Raw genomic sequence first — 21,064 nt, 5'->3', positions numbered from 1 at the left:
GCCGGGACGACGTGGCCTGGACGACCAGCCCGCATCACCCGGCCCGCATCGCCCGGCCCACATCGCCCGGCAAAAAAAACCGCGCCATGGCGCGGTTTTTTCCTTCAATCGGAGCCCAACTGCAGAGAATTGGGCTGCCGTTTCTCGATATTCCACTTCAGCAAGGCCGCGCTGCGGTAGATGCCGTGGGCGAACTTGCCGTACGGCAGCGTCAGGAACAGCGCCATCACCGTGCCCAGGTGGATGGCCAGCAACAGGCCCATCGCGCCGGTATCGCGCCCCGCCAGCAGCGCCAGGCCGGTGGCCGAGATCAGCAGCAGCAAGGCGATGAAGCCACGATCCATCGGACGCTGGTTCACGTCGCCCTGCTCCGGCAGGCGCCGCAGGTTCAGCCACAGCAAGCCAGCCGGGCCGATCAGCAGGCCGATGCCGCCCACCGTGCCCAGCAGGACCGGCGCGCTGAAGAAAGGATACGGCGCGTGGTAGTCCAGCAGATAGTGGTACAGCGTGGCCACGCAGGTGGCGGCGAAACACAGCATGAAGCCATAGAAGGTGAAGTGATGGAAACGGCGGCGCGCCAGCGTGAAGGCGTCGTCGTTTTCGTTGCACCCCTTGCCGTGTCCGCCGTCCAGGTAGCGCAGCCGCAAGGCGTCGTGCGCGGCTTCGGCCACCGCGGGACCGCTGGCCTTGCCGGGCGAGACATTGCGCCAGAAACGCGTCACGCCTATGCCCAGCGCCAGGATGGCGAACAGGAACACCACGCCGAACATCAGCGCCAGCGTGTTGTGCGGGAAGATGGCGTAGAAGTTGCCGGCCAGCGGCGCGTGGATCAGCGAACCGGCCGACATCATGGCCAGCACCAGGAACAGGGCCAGCATGGCGGCGGTCGCCAGCGACACCGTGAGTCCGTTGCGCTTGTACAGCGAACCCAGCGCGGCCGGCCAGGCGTAATCGGTGTACGTCTGCACGCGCACCTTGGCCATGGCCTGCGGCACGTTGACGCCGAATTCATGCGGCGGCGCGTACTGGCAGGCGTACAGACAGGCGCCGCAGTTGTGGCACAGGTTGGCCAGGTAATTGACGTCCGCCTTGCCGAACTCCAGGCGCCGCGTCATGGCGGGGAAAACCGCGCAGAAGCCTTCGCAGTAGCGGCAGGCGTTGCAGATCTGCATGACGCGCGCGACTTCGGCTTCGTTCTCGGTGGTCGGCGCGTGCTTGGACACGAACTTGACCGGGGTTTCCTTCATGGCGCTATGGCCCTCGGCCGTGCGGGCCGGGGTGATGGAAGCGTCGGGCGTGACGACGTGCATGGCGCTCGCCTGTTTGACGAGGGCTTCAAGCTGTTTCAAGGGCGGCTCCCATGGATGATTTCTTGCCGGCGGCCTGCGCGGCCTGCGTCCCGGCGATGCGGCCGAATGCGGTACCGATCGACATGCCGACCCCGGCGGTGTACCCCTTGCCCAAGACGTTGCCGGCCATCATTTCGCCGGCCACGAACAGGTTGTCGCTGGGCACGCCGTTGAAATGCACGGCGGACTGGTCGTTCACCTTCAGGCCCAGGTAGGTAAAGGTGATGCCGGGACGAAGCGGATAGCCGAAGAAAGGCGCGCGGTCGATGGGACGGGCCCAGTGCGTCTTGGCCGGGGCGATGCCTTCGGTATGGCAGTCGTCCAGCTTGGTGTGGTCGAAGGTGCCGACGCGGCAGGCGGCGTTGTATTCGCGCATGGTCTGCATGAAGCGCGCTTCATCCAGCCCGAGCTTGCGCGCCAGCTCTTCCAGCGTATCGGCCTGCGTCCCCGGAAACACCGGCGGCATGAAGCGGCCGACGGCCTTGGCATCGATGATGGAATAGCCGATCTGGCCCGGCTGCCCGGCCACCAGGCGGCCCCAGATCGCATAGCGCTTGGGCCAGAAATCCTCGCCTTCGTCGTAGAAGCGCTCGGCGTCGCGGTTGACGACCACGCCCAGCGACACGCAGTCGATGCGGGTGCAGATGCCGCCGTCGTACAGCGGCGCGCGCGCGTCGATGGCCACGCAATGCGACTGCGACGGATCGCCGATGATGTCGGCGCCGGCATCCATCATGAACTTCAGCAGCACGCCCTTGTTGAAGCGGGTGCCGCGAATCAGGAAGTTGTCGGCCGGCCATTCGCCGCGCTCGTTCTGGCCCCAGGCCTCGCGCAGCCACTCGCGGTTCGATTCGAAACCGCCCGCCGCCAGCACGCAGGCCTTGGCCTCGATGCGCTCCTGGCCGACGAAGGCCGCGACGAAGCGGCCGTCGCGCAGTTCCAGGCGTTCCACCGGCGCGTTGTAGCGCACCTGCACGCCCAGCGATTCGGCGCTGCGGTAATAGGCATTGACCAGCGCCTTGCCGCCACCCATGAAGAAGGCGTTGGTGCGCGCCACGTGCAGCGCCCCGGACAGCGGCGGCTGGAAGTTCACGCCGTGCTTGCGCATCCACGGGCGACAGGTGGAAGACGCGCGTATCGCCAGGCGCGCCAGATGTTCGTTCGTGATGCCGCCGGTGACCTTCAGCAGATCCTGCCAGAACTCTTCTTCCGGGTAGGCTTCCACCAGCACGTCCTGCGGCTCGTCATGCATGCAGCGCAGGTTGCGCGTGTGCTGCGAGTTGCCGCCTCGCCATTCCTTGGGAGCGGACTCCAGCATCAGCACGCTGGCGCCGGCCTCCCGCGCCATCAGCGCAGCGCAAAGGGCGGCATTGCCGCCGCCGATAACCAATACATCCCACATGGCTTTCTAGCCCTCCTTGGACAGGTGCGGACTGTAGACGAGAAGCCACTCCGCCGTAAGGGGCAAGTCTTCAATAGGTCTTCACAAATTCTGAAGACTTGCGCCGGGCCAGCCCCCTTCCTTGACCAGCTCGCGGGCGACGTCCCCCAGGACGATACGGGCGGCCAGGCCCGCCGGCGACAGTTCGTCTTCAGGCAAACTGACGAGCAGGTTCTTGCGATGCAGGTCGGCGCCGGTCAGCCAGATACGCCCCAGGGTGGGGTCCGCCGCCAGCGCGGCGCCCGGCTGGATGGTCGCCACGTGGCCGACCCGGACCATCGCCATGAGCGTGGCCAGGCCGTCGACTTCGGCGACGACATTGGGCTCCGCGCCCAGGCGTGCGAAGGCCGCGTCCACCAGGTTGCGCAAGCCGTGCGCGGCGCTGGGCAGCACCAGGGGTACGCCGGCCAGGTCGCCCAGGCTGGCCGTGTCGGCGGCGGGCCAGCAGGGGGTGGTGGGCTGACCGATCAGGGCCAGTTGCTCATCCAGCAGCGGCAGCACGGTCCAGCGCTGGGCGGCGTCGGTATTGAACACGATGGCCAGGTCCACCTGGCGGGCATTGAGCATGGCCGCCAGATGGCCGGACAGGCTCTCCGTCATGCGCAGCCGGACGTCGGGATAGCGCTGCTGCATGGCATGGATGAAGCGCGGGGCGAGCACGGTGGCCGTGGTCGAAGCCAGGCCCACGCTGACCTGCCCGGCCAGCCGGGCCTCGCGGGCGGCCATGGCGGCGGCGTCGGCATGGCGGATGGCCAGTTGCGCCTGGCGCAGGAAGGCACGGCCGGCGTCGGTGGGAATCACGCCGGTGGCCGTGCGCTGCAACAGCCGGGTCGCCAGTTCGCTTTCCAGCCGGCTGATCTGCTGGCTGAGCGCGGACGTGACCACGCCCAGTTCCGCCGCCGCGCGGCCCATGCTGCCCAGTTCGACGATGCGCGCGAAGGCGCGCAGCTGCCGCAATTCCATGTCGCCGCTACCCGTTGCCGTTATCGTTGGCCAGCTCGCCGTAGCCGGTCACGGTGACGGTCACCACGCGGCGATGCGGGCGCACGCGATGCTCCCAGAGATAGATACCCTGCCACGTGCCCAGCGCCAGATCGGACCGGGTGACCGGTACGGTCAGGCTCACGCCGGTCAGCGCGGCACGCACATGGGCCGGCATATCGTCGGCCCCTTCGTCGTCATGCAGGAACAGGGGATCCCCATCGGGCACGATGCGGGCAAAATAGCGTTCCAGGTCGGCGCGGACCTGGGGATCCGCGTTTTCGGTGATCAGCAGCGAACAGCTGGTGTGCTGGGTGAACACATGGACCAGGCCGTATTGCACGCCGCTGTCCGCCACCATCGCGCGGACGTCCTGCGTCAATTCGACGAAACCCCGCCCGGACGTGGCGATCTCCATTTCGTCCTGCAGCATGGCGCGCATGGGCAGGACCCTGGCCCTGGATTTTCTCATCATGACTCCGGTGTCTTGGGGCGGTATGGCTGGCGTGATAAAAGTTTAGCGCGCGCCCTGCCCGAGCGATGTCGAATCAGCCGTGTCCCGTTCGTCGTAAGACAGGCCCGTATCCGCGGCCCGGCCCGCCGCCCAAGCTGAGAGGAACCTTACCATGCCCACGCCATCGTCCCGCCCCATCCCGCCCGGCATGCATACCCTGACGCCGCACCTGATCTGCGCCAATCCCCTGGCGGCCATCGACTTCTATGAAAAGGCGTTCGGCGCGACGCTGGAAACCAAGCTCATGTCGCCGGATGGCAAGATGCTGATGCACGCCATGCTGCGCATCGGCGACTCGGCCATGATGATGGCCGGGGAATGCCCGCAATGGGGCTCGCTGGGGCCGCAGGCCGGCCAGCCCAAGTCCATGGTGCTGCACCTGTACGTCGAGGACGCCGACGGCGTCATCGAACGCGCGGTCGCCGCCGGCGCCACGCTGGTGATGCCCGCCACCGATATGTTCTGGGGCGACCGCTACGGCCAGATCGACGATCCCCACGGCCACCGCTGGTCGATCGCCACGCACAAGGTCGACCTGACGCCGGAGGAAATAAAGGAAGCGATGGCGAAGATGCCGCCGGGACAGTGACGGCGGCGCCTGGAAGCCTCAGCGCCCCATCGCGACGAAGCCCGGCACGGCCAGCAGGCCGGCCAGGCGCGCGAAGGCGACCTGGCCGCCATCGATGCGCTCGGTGGGCATCAGCAGGTTCAGGGTGCCTAGGCAGACGTCGTTCGCCACCACCGGCACATTGATCACCGACTTCAAGCCCAGCGCCAGGATGGCCTGGTGGTCGTCGAACGCTTCGCGGATCGCGTCCACGCCCTCTCCCACATAGACGCGCCGGTCCAGCAGGACATGCTGGCCCCAGCGCGTCCCCGCCTTTTCCTTGGACCCGCCCACCGGATACGCCGCGGTGTCGGAACTGTACAGGCGGACCACGGCGACGCGCTTGGCATCGAAACGGTTCACGGTGCACAAGGTCTGCCGCAGGACCGGCTTGGCGTAGGCGTCGATGGCGGCGAACAAGGCCACCGGATCGGTGCCCGCGCAGGCCGCGGCGACCGCCTCCACGCCGTCCAGCACCGCGCGATGCAGCGGGACGCCATTGATGGAAAAAGCGGTGTCGGTCATTACTCGTCTGCCTTGATACCCAGTTCGCGGACCAGCTTGCCGTACTTGTCGGCGTCCTGTTCCAGGGTCTTCTGGAAGCCGGCGGGCGTGGTCTGCAGGACCTGCACGCCGATGTCGCCCATCTGCTTCTGGACGTCCGGCAGTGCCAGGATGCGGTTGATCTCGGTGTTCAGCTTCTGCACCAGCGCGGGGTCCATGCCGGCCGGGCCGAAGGCGCCGTACCACACGGCCAGCTCATAGCCGGGCACGGTCTCGGCAACCGTGGGCACGTCGGGCAGCAGCGGCGAGCGCTTGTCTTCCGTCACGGCCAGCAGGCGCAGCTTGCCGGACTTGACGTGCGGCAGCGTCTGCGTGCCGGCGCTGAACAACAGCTGGGTGCGGCCGGCGACCGTGTCCAGCACGGCGGGCGCGCCGCCACGGTACGGGATGTGGACCATCTGCACGCCCGTCGCCTTCTGGAACAGCGCGGCGCTCAGGTGGTTGGTCGAGCCGGCGCCGGCGGAGGCGTAAGCCACCGCGCCCGGATGGGCCTTGGCATAGGCGATGAACTCCGCGACGTTCTTGGCGGGCACTTCCGGATTGATCACCATGGTGTTGGTCACCAGGGCCAGTTCGGCGATCGGGCTGAAATCCTTCACGCCGTCGAACGGCATGGTGGCGTACAGCGCCTGGTTCATCGTATGGGTGCTCATCGAGCCGATCAGCAGCGTGTAGCCGTCCGGCTTGGAACGCGCGACGAAGGCCGAGCCGATGTTGCCGGACGCGCCGGAACGGTTTTCGACGACCACGGACTGGCCGAAGCTCGTGCTCATATGCTGCGCCAGCAGACGGGCCAGGATGTCGGTGGAGCCGCCGGCGGCCCACGGCACGATCAGCGTGATGGGCTTCTCGGGATAGGCCGACAGGGCCAGGCCTGGCAGGACCGCCAGCGCGACGGCCGCCGCGCTCAGGAAACGTCGTATCGATTTCATAAGGGAATCCCCGGAATATGCCGCGCGATCCGGTTGTCGCGCGGCGGGTTGCAATAACAAGCCCTGGCCCGCGTGCCTGGGCTTGCGAGAAAAAAGTTGTCAGCGGCCCAGCGCGTACCCCTGCATGCCGCGCGGATTTGCGCCGGCGCGCAGCAGCCGGCCGCCGCCCGCCTCGGGTTCGCGGGTGCAGGCGCTGATGCGGCCTTCCGACCAGTCGCCGCCCACCTTGACCTCATGCCCGGCCGCGCGCAGCGCTTCCAGCGTGGCGATGGGAAAGCGCGATTCGGCGGTGATGCGGTTGAGCGTGGTCGTACGGGGCCAGAACGAGCCGGGAAAGTGGTCGATGTGCCAGGACGGACATTCGATGGATTCCTGCAGGTTCATGCCAAACAGCGCGTGGCGCAGGAAGAAGGCCACGGCCCACTGGTCCTGCTGGTCGCCGCCGGGCGTGCCGAAAGCCATATAGGGTTCGCCGTCGCGCAGCGCCATGCCGGGCGACAGCGTGGTGCAGGGACGCATGCCGGGACGCAAGGTGCCGGGCAGCCCTTCGTCCAGCCAGGTCATCTGCAGGCGGGTCGTGATGGAAAAGCCCAGTTCCGGCACGGCGGGACTGGAAGACAGCCAACCGCCCGAGGGCGTGGCCGCCACCATATTGCCGTCGCGATCGATCACGTCGATATGGCAGGTGTCGCCGACGAAGATTTCGCGCTCCAGCCATTCCTGCACGGGCGGCAGTTGCGCGAAGGTCGGTTCGCCCACGCCGAAGCGCGTGTCCGACGCCGCCAGCGTGCGTACCGCCGCTTCCAGGTCGGGCAGGCGCGGCGAGCGGCCGTCGGGACTACCCGGGCGCAGCTCCTTGGAAGCGCGATCGCCGATCAGCGCCGCGCGAGCGCGGGCGTACTCGTCGGACAGCAGTGCCTGCATGGGCACGTCCACCGCATCGGGGTCGCCATACCACGCCAGCTTGTCGGCGAAGGCCAGCTTGGCGGCTTCCGCGACCTTGTGCACGAACTCGGGCGAATCCGGCGAGGTCTTCTCGATGCCCAGGTGCCGCAGTATCGACAGCTGCTGCAGGAAGATCGGGCCCTGCGACCAGGGACCGCACTTGGCGACGGTATAACGGCCCAACTGGGTCGTCACGGGATCCTCGTAGCGCGGCTTCCAGGCGGCCATGTCGTCCAGCCGCAGCAAGCCGGTGTTGCGCTCGCCGGTGGTGTCGCGGATGGCCTCGGTACGGTAGAACTTGTCGATGGCCTGCGCGACGAAGCCGCGGTACCAGACGTCGATGGCCGCATCGATGCGCGCGCGGCGATCGCCCTTGCCGCCGGATTCTTCCAGGATGCGCGTATAGGTGTTGGCGATGCCGGGCGAACGGAACAGCTTGTCGGGATGCGGCACGCGGCCGTCCGGCATCCATACCGCCGCGGACGACGTCCATTCGTCACGGAACAGGGACTGGACCGCGTAGATGGCCTGCACGATACGCGGCACCAGCGGGAAGCCGTTGCGGGCGTACTCGATGGTCGGGCGCAGGACGTCGGCCAGCTCCCAGGTGCCGTGATCGCGCAGCAGCGCCAGCCAGGCGCCGAAGGCGGCCGGCACCGTGGCCGGCAGCAGGCCGATCCCGGGCACCATGTCCACGCCCAGCCCCTTGAAATAGGCCGGCGTGGCGAGCGCGGGCGCATTGCCCTGGCCGCACAGGGCCTGCATGCGGCGCTCCTTTTCGCTCCAGAACAGCATGGGGACTTCGCCGCCCGGGCCGTTCAGGTGCGGTTCCAGGATCTGCAGCATGAAGCCGCCGGCGACGGCCGCGTCGAAGGCATTGCCGCCGCGTTCCAGCACGCTCATCGCGACCTGCGAGGCCAGCCAGTGCGTTGACGAGACGACGCCGAAGGTGCCGCGGATCTCCGGGCGGGTAGTGAATGCGGAAGTGGCCATGACCGACGCCTTATCCCTGAAAGTTGAAAGTATATGTAGCAGGCAATAACGGAAGCGATGTTTTTTATGATGGATCCATAACCATATGGTTATTATCGTGCTTCACGAAAATTGCCCCGGGATCACCGTGCAACCTGTCTCCGCCCGCCTGCTCTCGCGCCTGAAGCTGCGCCACCTGACCTTGCTCACCCGCATATCGCCTGGCGATTCGCTGACGCGGGTCGCGGAGTCCCTGGGCGTGAGCCAGCCGGCGGCGACCAAGTCGCTGGCCGAAATCGAGGATCTGTTCGGCGGGCCGCTGTTCCTGCGCACCGCGCGCGGGCTGCACCCCACGCCCCTGGGCGAGCTGGCCGTCGTGCGCGCGCGGCACATGCTGCAGGACATCGATCATTGGGCGCTGGAAATGGACGCACTACGCGGCGGGCATTCGGCGCACCTGCACGTCGGCGCGATCCCCTTCATCTCGGCGCGCGTACTCGTGCCGACCATAGAGCGGCTGTACGACGGCCATCGCATCACCGTGCGGCTGGAGCGCGCCACCACCGACCAGCTGCTGCAAGGCCTGCGGGCGCATGAACTCGACTGCGTCATCGGCCGGGCCTCGGTGATGATAGGCATGGACGAGCTGCATCATGAAGTCCTCTACCCCCAGCGGCCCGCGCTGGTCGCCAACCCGCAGTTGGCCCGGCGCATCGCGCGGCGCAGGCCCGACTGGCGCGAGCTGGCCGAGATGAACTGGATACTGCCCGCGCCGGCCACCCCGATCGGCAACATGATCAGCGAGCTTTTCACCCGCGCCGGCGTGCGGCCGCCGTCGCCACGCATACAGACCTATTCCATGGACGTCATCGCCTTGCTGATGCGCCATGACGACAGCCTGGTATCCATCGTTCCCGAGGACATCGCGGACGACCTGGCGCGCAGCGGCGACGTGATCCGCGTGGCCTGGGATTTTGACTGGTCGCTGCCGCCGATCAGCCTGATACGCCGCCGGCGCGATGTCGCCCTGGAAGCGGAAGAACGCTTCGTCGAAATCCTGCGCGAGGCCTGCCGCGAGACGGTGGGCGACCCGTCCGCCAGCGACGCGCGTCCCGGGCCGCTGGCGTCCTGAACACGCGTCCCGCCACGCGACGAGCGCCCACAATCTGGCGCAGTCGTAAGCAATGGCAAACCATCGCCTCGCGTCCGGCCGGGCGGCGGCGGCACGCGCGAGCCGTCATCCCTGGGACCGTGCGTGTCGCGCCCGCGAAGCTGACAGTACGATTCATCACCAAACAAGGGCGACGGCACAAATTCGCGCTCGGGCAAATGCGTATGCTGGGCACCGCTTCCGCCATGGCCCGAACCCGGGTCATGGCGCGGCGTTCAATCGCATCTATTCAGGAGAACAGGATGAAACTGCGCATCACCGTGTTGGCCGCATCGCTGCTATTCGGCAGCGCGGCCCTGGCGCAAAACTCCGCCGTGACCGCCACCGGCGCCGCCGCGACGACGCAGGCCAACGCGCGCGTCGAACAGCACATCAAGCAGCTGCACGACCAATTGAAAATCACCTCGGCCGAAGAGCCGCAATGGACGGTGGTCGCGCAGACCATGCGCGACAACGCCGCCCAGATCGACCAGTTGATTTCCAAGCGCGAAGATCACGACTCCATGTCCGCGCTCGAGGACCTGGACTCCTATGCCCAGATCACGCAGGCCAACTCCGACGGCGTGAAGAAACTGGCCGCCGTCTTCGCCCCGCTGTACAACGCCATGCCGGACGACCAGAAGAAGAACGCCGACAAGGTGTTCGCCGAATCGCATGAGCGCCACGCGGCGCGCAAGCAGCAGCACAAGGCTGCACCCGCCCCGAGCCAGGGCTGACCGTTGCCGGAGGACCGTCCAATGAAACGCGCTATCCTGGCCACGCTGGCGGGCCTGGCCGCGGCAGCCGCGCTGCCGGCGGCCCAGGCCCAGGTCAGCATCAACCTGGGCATAGGCACGCCTGTCTATACCGCGCCGCCGCCGGTCGTGGTCGCCCCGCGCCCGGTGTACGTCGCCCCGCCGCCCGTGGTCTATCGCGGCCACAACGAATGGGGACATTACCGTCGCCCGGTCGTGGTGGTGCGCCATGACGATCATCACGATCACCATGACGACCACGGGCACCACGACGATCATCACCACTGACGACACCCGCCGGTCGCGGGCGGCGGCGGCCCCGCCGCTGCTGCCCGCGCAGGTTTACTCCAGCGAGATATTCATCTCTTCGCCGAGCTTGCGTATCGACGTCACGTAGTCCTTGAGCATCGTGTCGAATTGCTCGGGCGTGCTGGACACGGGCTCGGCGCCCAGATCGTTCAGCCGCTTGCGCACGTCCGGCAAGGCCAGGATCCGGGCGATTTCGGCACTGAGCTTCTGCCGTACATCCATCGGCGTCTTGCCGGGCACCAGGGCGCCGAACCAGTCGTCGGCGTTGACGCCGTCCATGCCAGGTTTGTTGACCACGGCCACGCCCGGCAGGAACTTCTGCCCCGCTGCGGACGTCGCGCCCAGGACCACCAGGCGACCGTCGCGCGCCAGCGGCAAGGCATTCGGACCCGGCGCGAAGGCATACTGCACCCGGTTCTGCATGACGTCCGTCACCGCTTCCGGGGTGCCGCGATACGGCACGTGCACACCCGAGAACCCGTACACCGCCGCGAATTGCGCCGCGTGCAGGTGCCCGGTGCTGCCGGCCCCGGCGGAACCGTAGGCGACGCCATCCGGCCGCGCCTTCGCATAGGCCGCCAGCTCGGCCAGCGACTTCACGCCCAGGCTGGTCGATACCACCAGGAAGCTGGGCGAGCGCGCCATCAGGCCCACCCCGGCAAGATCCTTCAAGGGATCATAGGGCAGCCGCCTGTCCAGCGCGGACCGCACGCCGAAGGCGCTGGGCGCGATCAGCACGGTCTGGCCGTCGGGCTTGCTGGAGATGACGTACGAGGCGCCGATGACCCCACCGGCCCCGGCGCGGTTTTCCACGATCACGGGAACGCCCCACGATTGCGTCATGTGCTGCGCCACCACGCGCGCCAGCACATCGGTGGTGCCGCCGGCCGTGGCCGGCACCACGAACCGGATGGGACCATTGGGGTAAGTATCCGCCGCCCGCACCAGGGTGGACGACGCGCAGAGGACGGCACAAGCCAGCGCTCCGCGCAGGAAACGCGATCGAGATATGGACATGATGGCAAAAAGGCGCGCACCGGCAAGGCACGACGCCACTCCTGTGACGATTGAACACAGTACCGCCGCGCGATCTGCCTGAGCGCGCGGTGGTCCCCCGCATCGGTCCGTGCCTGCTTGTCCGCCGGTACCTATGCTTATGTCGTCTCCACCTTCTTTCCGGTGGACTGTCCGCGCCTGCAGGCGCGGATCCTTGTACATGCTGGTGACCCATCCGCCGGCTGGCGTGGATCACGGAATCGATACTGTCGCTAGCGCTGCCCCGCGGCGGCGGCGGGCGCGTCCTGCCGCGTCGTCCACCAATGCTTGAGCCAGCCTTCGTTACCTCCGCAGGCCAGCAGCTCGCGCAGGGCCTCGGGCACCGGCGGCAGCTGGCGGGTCAGCGACTGCGTGTGGTTGCTGAACGTCCCGTTCAGGAAATCCACTTCCAGATCGTCGCCGGTCTCGCAATACGCCGTGATGTCGGTGCAATGGTTCAGCACGCGCAGGCCGGTGCTGATCGCCGCGCGGTACGCCTGCACCGACATCGATGCGCAGACCAGGCCCAGGCCCAGGGCCTGCATCGCGACATAGCCATTGCCCTTGGGACCCATGCCGAAATTGCGGCCGGTGACGATGATGTCGCCCGGACGGCATCGCTCCACGAAACCCGGATCCGTTTCCGCGAACAGGTGCGGCGTCAGCACCGCCGGATCCATCTCGCGCGCAGTGATGAAGCGCGCGGGGATGACCCCGCCGGGGTGCGGCACATCGTCGCCCAACTTGTAGCAGCGGCCTCGCAGGACCCATTGATAGTCATTCATAGGCGGCCTCGCTACGGCGATACAGGTCGGCATCGGCATCCAGCCCGCGCGGATCGGCGATACAGCCGGCCACCGCCGACGCCGCCACCGTGGCCGGATTGCCCAGGTACAGGCGCGCGTCGGTCGGCCCGAAGCGCCCCGCGTTGTTGTTCGTGGCGGTCGAAATGGAAGCTTCGCCCGACGCCAGCGGCCCGACCACCGCGTCGTTGCAGGGGCCACAGCCGGCCGGCAGCAGCATCGCGCCGGCGTCCAGCAACACTTGCATGACGCCCTCTTCCGCCAGCCGGCGGGTGGACTTTTCGGTGCCGGGCACGATGAACAGCCTGACGTGATCGGCGATACGCCGGCCCTTCAGTACGCTGGCCGCGCGCAGCATGTCTTCGTAGGTGCCGGAGCCACAGGAACCGATGAAGGCGTGGTCGATGCGCGTGCCCGCGGCTTCGCCCACGTCCACCGCATTGCCGACGTTGCCCGGCAGGGAGACCTGGGGCGCGATATGCGCCAGTTCGATCAGGTGCCGCGATTCATATTCCGCGTCGGGATCGCTGTACACGGGCTCGAAGTCGCGCTGCGCATGGCGCCGGCAGTAGGCCAGCATGGCCTCCGACGGCGGCACGAAAACGCCGGCCGCGCGCATTTCCGTGGGCGTGCTGCACAGGGCCACGCGCGCGCCGAAGCCGAAGGCATCGAGGTCGCCGGCATATTCGACCACGCGGTAATCCAGGTCGATGTCCAGCACCTTGCGCTTGACCTGGCGCGCCAGGAAGAAACCGATATCGCGCGCCATGACGCCGTCGGCCAGCCGGCCGCGCAGTTCCAGCAACACCGTGCGCGGCACTTCCACCCAGGTCGTCCCGGTGGCCAGCACGCGCGAGATCTCATTGCCCACCCGCATGCCGAAGGCGCCGACGGCGCCGGCATTGGTGGCGTGGGTGTCGTTGTCGAAATAGAACATGCCGGGCAGGACCTTGCCGTCTTCCATCGGGAAGATATGGCCGTGGCCGCCGCGTCCCGCGTCATAGAAGTTGCCCACGCCCCATTGCGCCGCCGCCTTGCGATTGAAGGCGCCGCGCTCGGCGGCGCGGTCGCTGCCGTAGACCGTGTCATGGTCGCTGACCATCATGACCTTCTGCGGCTGCATGACGCGGCCGATGCCGATGCGGTCCAGTTCGACCTTGGCTTCCTTCACCAGGCCGTCGTGGATCATCACCATGTCGGGCTCCGGGTAAACCAGATCGCCCGCACGAACGCCGGGTTTACCCGAAGTCCGTGCCAGCACCTTTTCGATAGCGGTGTAACCCATGTCCTTGGCCCTGCACGTGGAAGCGATGCGACAGTGTCATGCGCCGTGGTTGATAAGTAAAATAACAGTCAACTATCCACTCATTGCAGAACTTTATGAATCTGAACCTGCGCCAATTGGAAGCCTTCGTGCTGCTCGCGCGCCTGGGCGGGTTTTCGCGGGCCGCGGATCAGCTGCATCTGACGCAGGCCGGATTGAGCATCCTGATCAGGCGGCTGGAAGAACGTCTCGATACGCGGCTGGTCGAGCGCACCACGCGCAGCGTCGCGCTGACGCCGGCCGGCAGCCAGGTATTGCCCATCGCCGAACGCATGCTGGCGGATGCGCAGGCCGTGCTGGCGTGCGGGCGCGGCCTGGCCGCGGACCAGGCGGGCCGGATCTCACTGGGCCTGGCGCCGCAGTTGGCGGGAACGGTGCTGCCGGAAGTACTGAAAGCCTTCCGCGACGACTACCCGCGCGTGTCGGTGGTGTTCCGCGAATGCGTGAACGAGGAAATCATCGGCCGGATCTACGCGCGCGAAATCGACTTCGGGCTGGGGTTCGGCATACAGAAGAACAGCGAACTGGATAGCCAGGCCTTGACCGAGGACACGCTGGCGGTGGCCTTTCCGCCGGGACATGCGCTGGCGCGCAAACGCATCGTGCGCTGGAAGGACATCCTGTCCGAACCCATCATCACCCTGACCGTGGGCAGCACGGTGCGCACGCTGACCGAGAACGTATTCATGGGCGCGGGCCAGGCGCTGCGGCCGGCATACGAAGCGACCAACACGATCACCGCGCTGGCGCTGGCGCGCGAGGACCTGGGCGTGGCCATCGTGCCGACCAGCATACGGCCGGCCGCCGCGGCGCACGACATGCTGCTCACGCCGCTGCGCGACCCGGTGGTGCGGCGTTCGCTGAACCTGATCACGCGGCGGGGATCGGTGCTGTCGGATCCGAGCCAGCGCTTCATCGACCTGTTCAGCGCCGCTGTGGCGCAGATCGACACCCATGCCGGGGGGACGGGACGAACGTCGCGCAGGAAGAAGTGAACGCAACGGCGGCGCGCGCCGCCCGGTCCCTGGCCCTGCCCTGGGCTCAGGCTCAGGCTCAGGCTCAGGCTCAGGCGGAGGGTAAACCCGGGTCCTGACTGAGCAGCGAGGTCAATTCCCGTATCTGGTCCTTGCACGCGTCCTGGGCCCGCGTCTCGATGCCCCGGTACAAGGCAATGATGCGTGCGCCCACCGACGTCAAGGTGCTGCCGCCGCCGCTGGCGCCCCCCGGGCCGGACTCCGTCGCCGGTTCGGCCAGGGCGCGGTTCAATTCGTCGATCAGCAGCCACGCCCGGCGATACGACATGCCCAGGCTGCGCGCCGCCGCGGATATCGATCCATGCTCGGCGATGGCTTCCAGCAGCGCGACCTTGCCGGGCCCGATCGCCAGCAGCTCGCCCTTGCGGATGCGCAGGCGAAAGCGCGCATCGGCCCGGCCGGCAGACACGGCGGCGTTCGGCATTTTGGAGGTCGATGAAGTTGCCATCGCCGCAGGATACTTCATCGGCGATAGCGTGCGACGGTCAGATAGCAGCGGGCCAGGCGGCGGCGTTGCCTGAGACCGCTGGCGCCCCGCCACAGCGCGCGCCAGATCTTCATCTCATGCAGCCGGCGGGCCACATCGCGGCGCAAGGGCCCGCCATGCATTTCCTTGCGCAGGATGCTTTCCAGATGCGTGCATTCCACATTGGCGTGCCGCAACAGCGCACGCCGCAGCGCCGGATCGCCGCGCACGGCGCCCGCGCAGTCGACCAGGGTCTTCAGTATGTGGACGTAGCTCTGCGCCCGACGCGCCAGCGACGCCTGGGATGGGGAACGAACGATGGAATCCGGGTTGAGGCGGTAGGCATACGCGGGCCGGCGCGCGAAGCCCACGCGCCGGGCCGCCAGCGCCAGATGCAGCGTCCAGAGTATGTCCTCGTGCAGCAGGGCCGGCGTGAAACGCAATCCATGCTGCTCGATCAAAGAACGCCGGATCAGCTGCAACCAGACATAATGAGGCCATTCCCCCTGGCTGGTGCAATGGACGATCCAGTCGGGGCCGGACATGACTTCGCCCCAGCGTTGGCGCTGCAGCAGTGGCCCCTTGGTGGGCGCCAGCGGCTCGGTGGCGAAGCGGTAGCCGTTGCCGATCAGGACGTCCACGTCGCCGGAGCGCGCCAGGTCATGCCATTCCCGCAAGGTATCCGGGGTGACCCAGTCGTCGGCATCGGCGAACACGATCCACTCGCCGCGCGCCGCCTGCAATCCGGCATTGCGGGCCACCGACGGCCCCTGGTTCGCCTGGTCGATGACGCGCAGGCGCGCATCCGCCCGCGCCCGTTCGCGCAGCACGGCAAGGCTGTCGTCGGAAGAACCGTCATTGACCGCGATGATTTCCAGTGACAACCCGCGCTGGCCCAGCAGGGAATCCAGCGATGCCGGCAGGAACGCGGCGCAGTTGTACACCGGCATAACGATGCTGACCTGGATGAGATCCACGAACCCGGGGGCATGACGCCGAAAGTATTAATCCGGGCGGATTTTAGCGTCCCTTCAAACCAGCAGCGAAACGGCCTTGATCTGCGCCCACAGCCGCAAGCCCGGAGTGAGCTCCAGGCGGTCATGCGAATAGCGGGTGACGCGGGCCAGCAAGGGCGTGCCGTCCGCGTCCAGGCGCACCATCACGTGGGCGGGATTGTCCGCCGGCGTGCTGCCCTGTACGGTGACCGGCAGGATGTTGAGCATGCTGCCGTCGTCCTGCCGGGTCAGCGCCAGGCTGACGTCGCGCGCCTTGACCACCAGACGCATGCGCCGCCCCGCCGGCGCGGCGGCGTGCACCACCCGCAGGGTGGAACGGCTGCCGGGCAAGCCCACCGACAGCAGCCGGTAGCTTTCGTCGTACCCCGCGGCGACGCCCTGCACCACGACCGAGGCATCGTCGCCGCGCGCCGGTGGCAGGCCGAGGTCGGCCAGCGTTTCCGCGATCGGCCCGCTGGACACCACGCGGCCGTTGTCCATCAGGACCACGTGATCCGCCAGGCGCGCGACCTCGTGGGCCGCGTGGCTGACGTAGATCACCGGGATATCGAGCTCATCGTGCAGCCGTTCCAGGTAAGGCACGATCTCCTGCTTGCGGCGGTCGTCCAGCGCGGCCAGGGGCTCGTCCATCAGCAACAGGCGGGGGCTGGTCAATAGCGCCCGGGCGATGCCCACCCGCTGGCGTTCGCCGCCCGACAACCTGGCCGGCATGCGCGCCAACAGGTGCCCGATGCCCAGCAAGGCGATCGCGTCGTCGGGCTGTATGCGGCGCTCCGCCGGCGCCACGCGCTTGTAGCCGTAGTGCAGGTTGGCGCGCACGTCCAGGTGCGGGAACAGGTTCGCGTCCTGGAAAACGTAGCCCAGCGGCCGCCGGTGCGGCGGCAATACGTAGCCACGCGAGGTATCCAGCCAGACCTCGCCATTGACGCTCAGATAGCCGGGGTCGGCGGTTTCCAGCCCGGCGATGCAACGCAGCAGCGTGGTCTTGCCCGACCCCGAGGGCCCGAACAGCGCCGTCACACCGCCGCCCGGCAGGTTCAGCCCCACGTCCAGGCCGAAATCGCCGTAGCGCAGGCGGAATCGGGCTTCTATCGTCCGCCCGCCGCCCGCTTCGATGACCGCCGGCGTCGCGTCCGCCGGCCGCGGCCCCTGCCCCGCCAGCGCGCTCACGCCTTGCTCCAGGGATCGCGGCGCCGTGCGTAAAGCAACAGCAGGATCAGGAAGGAAAGCACCACCATCCCGGCCGCCAGGATGTGCGCGCGGCTGTATTCCAGGGCTTCGACGTGGTCGTAGATCTGTACCGAGACCACGCGGGTGCGGCCAGGAATATTGCCGCCTATCATCAGCACCACGCCGAATTCGCCCACGGTGTGGGCGAAGCCCAGCACGGCGGCCGTCAGGTAGCCCGGACGCGCCAGCGGCAGCGCCACCGTCACGAAACGGTCCCAGGCGCTCGCCCGCAGCGTGGCGGCGGCTTCCAGGGGCCAACGGCCGACCGCGGCGTAGGCATTGTGCAGGGGCTGGACCACGAACGGCAGCGAATACACCAGCGAGCCCACCACCAGACCGGCGAAACTGAACGGCAGCGTACCGATGCCCAGGGCCTGGGTCAGCTTGCCGACATAGCCGTTCGGCCCCATCGCGAGCAACAGATAGAAACCGATCACCGTGGGCGGCAGGACGAGCGGCAGCGCCACCACCGCGCTGACCGGGCCGCGCCAGCGCGACGAGGTACGCGCCAGCCACCAGGCGATGGGCGTGCCGATGACCAGCAGCAGGCAGGTGGTCAGCGCCGCCAGCTTCAGCGTAAGCCAGATGGCGGCCGCGTCCTCGCTCGTCAGCATGGTTGTATCGTCTTAGCGTTTGTAGCCGAAGGAAAGGATGATTTTCTCAGCCTCCGGGCCTTTCAGGAAATCCACGAAAGCCCGCGCCGCGGGGTTGTCCTTGCCCTTTTCCAGGATGACCGCGTCCTGGCGGATCGGCTCGTGCAGCGATTCCGGGACGATCCAGGCGGAACCGCTGGTCAGCTTGCCGTCCTTGTAGACCTGGGACAGGGCGACGAAGCCCAATTCCGCATTGCCGCTGGCGATGAACTGCTGCGCCTGGCTGATGTTCTGGCCTTCGACGATTCTGGGCCGCAGCGTGTCCATCAATCCCAGCTTTTCCAGCGTCTGGATGGCCGCCAGGCCATAGGGCGCCGCCTTGGGGTTGGCGATCGACAGGTGGGCGAAGCCGCCCCGCTTCAGGACCTTGCCATCCTTGTCGACGTAGCCTTCCCTGGCCGACCAGAGCGCCAGCGCGCCGATGGCGTAGGTGAAGCGAGTCCCGGGCACGGTGGCCTTTTCCTGGTCCAGCCTGGCGGGCGTGCTGTCGTCGGCCGCCAGGAACACTTCGAAGGGCGCGCCGTTCTTCATCTGGGCGTAGAACTGGCCGGTGGCGCCATAGGCCGCGACGACCGTATCGCCGGTCTTTTTCTGGAAGGCGTCGGCGATCGCCTTCATCGGCGCGGTGAAGTTGGCCGCCACGGCCACCTGGACGTCGGCGGCGCGCGCCATCGTGGCGGCCAGCGCGGCGCACAGCCCCAGGGCCAGGAGGATCATTCGCAGCTTCATCGGAACTCCCATCGTTATGTTCAGCGGTATACGACGGGCGATATAGTACGCCAGATTCAACGCCGCCGGCCCGGGGTTTGCGCTGGCGGCGCCGCTGCCGTCTTTTAGAATCGACTTCGCTGCCGATGTGGCGTCGCGCGCGTGTATCCCCCGCTCGCCGCCACCCGCCCACGCCGAACCAGGTCATCCACCATGCCGATCGCCCGTCCGCCCGCTCCGCCGCCCAGCCGCCCGCATCCGCGCGCGCGGGCCTGGCCGCGGTTCGCCTGCGTGCTGGCCACGCTGGCGCTGGCGGCCTGCAGCACCAGCTTCCAGCCCATGGGCCCGGCCAGCGTCACGCCGGCGATCGACGGCAATACCCTGGTGTCCGTCGACGGGGCGCACCTGCCCCTGCGCAACTGGCAGCCGGCCCAGCCGCCCTGGGCGGCCATCGTCGCGCTGCACGGGATGAACGATTATTCCAATGCGTTCGACCAGGCCGCCCGCTACTGGGCGGGACAGGGCATCGTGACCTATGCCTATGATCAACGCGGCTTCGGCGCCGGGCCCAGGCCGGGGATCTGGGCGGATACCGCCACCATGGTCGCCGACCTGAACGCCGCCGTCGCCGCGGTGTCCGCCGCGCATCCCGGCGTGCCGGTCTACGTGCTGGGCGAAAGCATGGGCGGCGCCGTGGTGGCGTCCGCGCTGGGCGGTCCGCCGGGCATGGGACAGCATGCACCGCTGTCCACGCATATCGCCGGCGCCATCCTGTCGGCCCCCGCCATGTGGGGCCGGGAGGTCATGAACCCGTTCTACCGCTTCACCCTATGGCTGGGCTACAACACCGTCCCCGGCATGGAAGTCGAGCCGCCGCGCGGCCTGAAGATCATGCCGTCCGACAACATCGAAATGCTGCGCGCGCTGGGCAAGGACCCGCTGGTCATCAAGCGCACGCGCATCGACGCCTTGAAAGGGCTGGTGGACCTGATGAGCAACGCCGAAGACGCCCTGCCCGCCATCCCGCCGAACGTTCCGCTGCTGGTGCTGTTCGGGCGCCACGAACAGGTGCTGCCCGACAAGGTGGTCACCGAAACCCTGCGCCGTATCGAGATCGCCCCCGTCGACGCGCGCCCGCGCGTCGCGCTGTACAGCGACGGCTACCACATGCTGCTCCGGGACCTGCAGGCCGAGATCGTCTGGCGCGACATCGCGGCATGGATGCGCGCCCCCATGGTGGCCGCCCTGCCCAGCGGCGCGGAACAACACTACCCCACCGCGCAAGCCCCCGCCCCCGGGCCGCGCGCCACGCAGGCCTACGCGGGCGGCGCACGACCCTGAACCCGTACGCCCCGGTTCAAGGGCGATCCCGCTCGTCCGCTAGGCGAACCGTGGCGGACGCTTTTCGGCGAATGCGCGGGCGGCTTCGTGGTGGTCGGGGGTTTCCATGCAGCGGAGCTGCCGCCAGCATTCACGGTCCAGGACTTCGTCCAGGCGCAGATGGGCGGCTTCGTTCAGGTTGTCCTTGATGTGGGCGATCGCGGCGCGCGGGCCTCGTGCGAGTCGGGTAGCGGTGTCCATGACGGCGGTTTCCAATGCGTCCGGTTCGAAGACGCCATTGAGCAGCCCCAGCGCCGCAGCGGCCGGCGCGTCCAGCATGGGTGAGGTCAGGAAAAGCTCGCGGGCCTTGGCGGCGCCGACGAGGCGCGGCAGGAAGTAATGCGCGCCGAAGTCGCCCGACAGCCCGACGTCGACGAAGCCGGTCCGCAGGCGGGCGGTCGTGTCCGCGTAGCGCATGTCGCAGGCCAGGGCCAGGCTCAGGCCCGCGCCTATCGCGTGGCCGCGGATCATGGAGATGGTCGGCTTGGGCATGGCATGGAGCAATTCGCTGATGCCGGTGCGGCGCCGCAGATCGCGCAAGCGGCTCTCGAAAGGCGCGGGCGTCGTTCCCGCATTGTTGGCCATGCGCACGACGTCGCCGCCGGCGCAGAACGACGGACCCGCGCCCGTCAGCACGACGGCGCCGATTTCGTCATCGCGGGCGGCGGCCTGCAGGGCCGCCAGCAGGCTTTCATACAGCGGCAGGCTGAGCGCGTTGCGGCGCTCGGGCCGGTCCAGCGTCAATACCAGCACGCCGCCGTGGCGTGCCTGCCGCAGGCATGGATCGGCGGCGGGCGCCGGGTGGGCGCCGGCGGTTTCGAATGGCGTCACGTCATCTCCTTGGGTAGCGTGTGGCGAGCGCTTGGGTTGCCGCTGGCGCTTTATGGTTGCGTTCC

At 68.0% G+C, this 21,064-nt stretch carries 22 protein-coding genes; 6 read left to right on the top strand and 16 right to left on the bottom strand.

From position 1 onward, the window contains the following. Window positions 1-104 precede the first annotated feature (104 nt). From tcuB to CAL26_RS12520, 4 genes are all read right to left on the bottom strand, one after another. Entirely contained in the window at window positions 105-1,349 is a 1,245-nt protein-coding gene (gene tcuB, locus CAL26_RS12535; protein ID WP_373454476.1) for a tricarballylate utilization 4Fe-4S protein TcuB, read from the bottom strand. Continuing rightward, window positions 1,336-2,751 carry an FAD-dependent tricarballylate dehydrogenase TcuA gene (gene tcuA / locus CAL26_RS12530; protein ID WP_094847248.1) on the bottom strand — a complete coding sequence of 472 codons (1,416 nt, stop codon included), beginning with the start codon at window positions 2,749-2,751 and terminating at the stop codon, window positions 1,336-1,338. The genes tcuB and tcuA overlap by 14 nt, the downstream gene beginning before the upstream one ends. 81 nt (window positions 2,752-2,832) lie before the next feature. Further along, a complete protein-coding gene (locus CAL26_RS12525; RefSeq protein WP_094847247.1) occupies window positions 2,833-3,753 on the bottom strand; it encodes a LysR family transcriptional regulator in 921 nt (306 codons plus the stop codon). Window positions 3,754-3,760: 7 nt separating this feature from the next. Next, window positions 3,761-4,243 (bottom strand): secondary thiamine-phosphate synthase enzyme YjbQ, encoded by a 483-nt coding sequence (locus CAL26_RS12520; protein WP_373454475.1) that lies wholly within the window; start codon window positions 4,241-4,243, stop codon window positions 3,761-3,763. 154 nt (window positions 4,244-4,397) lie between these two features. Between CAL26_RS12520 and CAL26_RS12515 the strand changes: the two genes are divergently transcribed. Beyond that, on the top strand, window positions 4,398-4,874 hold the full coding sequence (locus CAL26_RS12515) for a VOC family protein (RefSeq protein WP_094847245.1): 477 nt from the start codon (window positions 4,398-4,400) through the stop codon (window positions 4,872-4,874). Window positions 4,875-4,892: 18 nt separating this feature from the next. Here CAL26_RS12515 and CAL26_RS12510 read toward each other — a convergent pair whose 3' ends face one another. The 3 genes from CAL26_RS12510 to CAL26_RS12500 form a co-directional block, all read right to left on the bottom strand. After that, on the bottom strand, window positions 4,893-5,417 hold the full coding sequence (locus CAL26_RS12510) for a GAF domain-containing protein (protein ID WP_094847244.1): 525 nt from the start codon (window positions 5,415-5,417) through the stop codon (window positions 4,893-4,895). Further along, a complete protein-coding gene (locus CAL26_RS12505) occupies window positions 5,417-6,388 on the bottom strand; it encodes a Bug family tripartite tricarboxylate transporter substrate binding protein (protein ID WP_094847243.1) in 972 nt (323 codons plus the stop codon). Before CAL26_RS12505 ends, CAL26_RS12510 begins: the two co-directional genes overlap by 1 nt. A 99-nt stretch (window positions 6,389-6,487) precedes the next feature. Next, a complete protein-coding gene (locus CAL26_RS12500) occupies window positions 6,488-8,326 on the bottom strand; it encodes a gamma-glutamyltransferase family protein (RefSeq protein ID WP_094847242.1) in 1,839 nt (612 codons plus the stop codon). A gap of 127 nt (window positions 8,327-8,453) precedes the next feature. Here CAL26_RS12500 and CAL26_RS12495 point away from each other — a divergent pair, with 127 nt between their 5' ends. The 3 genes from CAL26_RS12495 (at window position 8,454) to CAL26_RS12485 (ending at window position 10,498) form a co-directional block, all read left to right on the top strand. Then, window positions 8,454-9,437, top strand: coding sequence for a LysR substrate-binding domain-containing protein (locus CAL26_RS12495; protein ID WP_094849840.1), 984 nt, complete (start codon window positions 8,454-8,456; stop codon window positions 9,435-9,437). Window positions 9,438-9,718: 281 nt separating this feature from the next. Further along, window positions 9,719-10,192, top strand: coding sequence for a Spy/CpxP family protein refolding chaperone (locus CAL26_RS12490; RefSeq protein WP_179283347.1), 474 nt, complete (start codon window positions 9,719-9,721; stop codon window positions 10,190-10,192). A 21-nt stretch (window positions 10,193-10,213) separates the two neighbouring features. After that, window positions 10,214-10,498 (top strand): hypothetical protein, encoded by a 285-nt coding sequence (locus tag CAL26_RS12485; protein WP_094847240.1) that lies wholly within the window; start codon window positions 10,214-10,216, stop codon window positions 10,496-10,498. A 54-nt stretch (window positions 10,499-10,552) separates the two neighbouring features. Here CAL26_RS12485 and CAL26_RS12480 read toward each other — a convergent pair whose 3' ends face one another. The 3 genes from CAL26_RS12480 to CAL26_RS12470 all read right to left on the bottom strand — a co-directional run bounded on the left by CAL26_RS12480 (window position 10,553) and on the right by CAL26_RS12470 (window position 13,642). Further along, complete coding sequence (locus tag CAL26_RS12480) at window positions 10,553-11,536, bottom strand: Bug family tripartite tricarboxylate transporter substrate binding protein (protein WP_179283346.1); 984 nt, start codon at window positions 11,534-11,536, stop codon at window positions 10,553-10,555. Between the two features lie 251 nt (window positions 11,537-11,787). Then, on the bottom strand, window positions 11,788-12,339 hold the full coding sequence (locus tag CAL26_RS12475; RefSeq protein ID WP_094847238.1) for a hypothetical protein: 552 nt from the start codon (window positions 12,337-12,339) through the stop codon (window positions 11,788-11,790). Continuing rightward, complete coding sequence (locus tag CAL26_RS12470; protein WP_094847237.1) at window positions 12,332-13,642, bottom strand: 3-isopropylmalate dehydratase large subunit; 1,311 nt, start codon at window positions 13,640-13,642, stop codon at window positions 12,332-12,334. Before CAL26_RS12470 ends, CAL26_RS12475 begins: the two co-directional genes overlap by 8 nt. Before the next feature lie 95 nt (window positions 13,643-13,737). Here CAL26_RS12470 and CAL26_RS12465 point away from each other — a divergent pair, with 95 nt between their 5' ends. Then, a complete protein-coding gene (locus tag CAL26_RS12465) occupies window positions 13,738-14,676 on the top strand; it encodes a LysR family transcriptional regulator (RefSeq protein ID WP_094847236.1) in 939 nt (312 codons plus the stop codon). A 70-nt stretch (window positions 14,677-14,746) separates the two neighbouring features. Here the strand turns inward: CAL26_RS12465 and CAL26_RS12460 are convergent, their stop codons facing one another. Genes CAL26_RS12460 through modA form a run of 5 tightly spaced genes read right to left on the bottom strand, consistent with a single transcriptional unit; the run spans window position 14,747 to window position 18,809 of the window. Further along, entirely contained in the window at window positions 14,747-15,139 is a 393-nt protein-coding gene (locus CAL26_RS12460) for a winged helix-turn-helix domain-containing protein (protein WP_256988384.1), read from the bottom strand. Between the two features lie 38 nt (window positions 15,140-15,177). Continuing rightward, a complete protein-coding gene (locus tag CAL26_RS12455; RefSeq protein WP_218831544.1) occupies window positions 15,178-16,158 on the bottom strand; it encodes a glycosyltransferase in 981 nt (326 codons plus the stop codon). 54 nt (window positions 16,159-16,212) lie between these two features. Beyond that, on the bottom strand, window positions 16,213-17,313 hold the full coding sequence (gene modC, locus CAL26_RS12450) for a molybdenum ABC transporter ATP-binding protein (protein WP_094849838.1): 1,101 nt from the start codon (window positions 17,311-17,313) through the stop codon (window positions 16,213-16,215). Window positions 17,314-17,363: 50 nt separating this feature from the next. Continuing rightward, on the bottom strand, window positions 17,364-18,041 hold the full coding sequence (gene modB, locus CAL26_RS12445) for a molybdate ABC transporter permease subunit (protein ID WP_094847234.1): 678 nt from the start codon (window positions 18,039-18,041) through the stop codon (window positions 17,364-17,366). Window positions 18,042-18,053: 12 nt separating this feature from the next. Beyond that, window positions 18,054-18,809, bottom strand: a complete 756-nt coding sequence (gene modA / locus CAL26_RS12440) for a molybdate ABC transporter substrate-binding protein (protein WP_094847233.1) — start codon at window positions 18,807-18,809, stop codon at window positions 18,054-18,056. Window positions 18,810-19,001: 192 nt separating this feature from the next. Between modA and CAL26_RS12435 the strand changes: the two genes are divergently transcribed. Then, complete coding sequence (locus tag CAL26_RS12435) at window positions 19,002-20,129, top strand: alpha/beta hydrolase (protein WP_218831543.1); 1,128 nt, start codon at window positions 19,002-19,004, stop codon at window positions 20,127-20,129. A 39-nt stretch (window positions 20,130-20,168) separates the two neighbouring features. Here the strand turns inward: CAL26_RS12435 and CAL26_RS12430 are convergent, their stop codons facing one another. After that, window positions 20,169-20,999: an enoyl-CoA hydratase-related protein gene (locus CAL26_RS12430; protein ID WP_256988382.1), complete on the bottom strand. Its 831-nt coding sequence runs from the start codon at window positions 20,997-20,999 to the stop codon at window positions 20,169-20,171. Window positions 21,000-21,064: the final 65 nt, after the last annotated feature.

The organism is Bordetella genomosp. 9 (genome assembly GCF_002261425.1).
Taxonomy (GTDB): Bacteria; Pseudomonadota; Gammaproteobacteria; order Burkholderiales; family Burkholderiaceae_B; genus Bordetella_C.
Note: the sequence above shows the minus strand (reverse complement) of the source record. Positions and strands in the feature narration are given on the sequence as shown.

Bases quoted from the DNA above. Each gene is read 5' to 3' on its own strand.
- tcuA (WP_094847248.1), bottom strand. From the start codon at position 2,751: ATGTGGGATGTATTGGTTATCGGCGGCGGCAATGCCGCCCTTTGCGCT.
- CAL26_RS12525 (WP_094847247.1), bottom strand. From the start codon at position 3,753: ATGGAATTGCGGCAGCTGCGCGCCTTCGCGCGCATCGTCGAACTGGGC.
- CAL26_RS12520 (WP_373454475.1), bottom strand. From the start codon at position 4,243: ATGAGAAAATCCAGGGCCAGGGTCCTGCCCATGCGCGCCATGCTGCAG.
- CAL26_RS12515 (WP_094847245.1), top strand. From the start codon at position 4,398: ATGCCCACGCCATCGTCCCGCCCCATCCCGCCCGGCATGCATACCCTG.
- CAL26_RS12510 (WP_094847244.1), bottom strand. From the start codon at position 5,417: ATGACCGACACCGCTTTTTCCATCAATGGCGTCCCGCTGCATCGCGCG.
- CAL26_RS12505 (WP_094847243.1), bottom strand. From the start codon at position 6,388: ATGAAATCGATACGACGTTTCCTGAGCGCGGCGGCCGTCGCGCTGGCG.
- CAL26_RS12500 (WP_094847242.1), bottom strand. From the start codon at position 8,326: ATGGCCACTTCCGCATTCACTACCCGCCCGGAGATCCGCGGCACCTTC.
- CAL26_RS12490 (WP_179283347.1), top strand. From the start codon at position 9,719: ATGAAACTGCGCATCACCGTGTTGGCCGCATCGCTGCTATTCGGCAGC.
- CAL26_RS12485 (WP_094847240.1), top strand. From the start codon at position 10,214: ATGAAACGCGCTATCCTGGCCACGCTGGCGGGCCTGGCCGCGGCAGCC.
- CAL26_RS12480 (WP_179283346.1), bottom strand. From the start codon at position 11,536: ATGTCCATATCTCGATCGCGTTTCCTGCGCGGAGCGCTGGCTTGTGCC.
- CAL26_RS12475 (WP_094847238.1), bottom strand. From the start codon at position 12,339: ATGAATGACTATCAATGGGTCCTGCGAGGCCGCTGCTACAAGTTGGGC.
- CAL26_RS12470 (WP_094847237.1), bottom strand. From the start codon at position 13,642: ATGGGTTACACCGCTATCGAAAAGGTGCTGGCACGGACTTCGGGTAAA.
- CAL26_RS12465 (WP_094847236.1), top strand. From the start codon at position 13,738: ATGAATCTGAACCTGCGCCAATTGGAAGCCTTCGTGCTGCTCGCGCGC.
- CAL26_RS12460 (WP_256988384.1), bottom strand. From the start codon at position 15,139: ATGCCGAACGCCGCCGTGTCTGCCGGCCGGGCCGATGCGCGCTTTCGC.
- modB (WP_094847234.1), bottom strand. From the start codon at position 18,041: ATGCTGACGAGCGAGGACGCGGCCGCCATCTGGCTTACGCTGAAGCTG.
- modA (WP_094847233.1), bottom strand. From the start codon at position 18,809: ATGAAGCTGCGAATGATCCTCCTGGCCCTGGGGCTGTGCGCCGCGCTG.
- CAL26_RS12435 (WP_218831543.1), top strand. From the start codon at position 19,002: ATGCCGATCGCCCGTCCGCCCGCTCCGCCGCCCAGCCGCCCGCATCCG.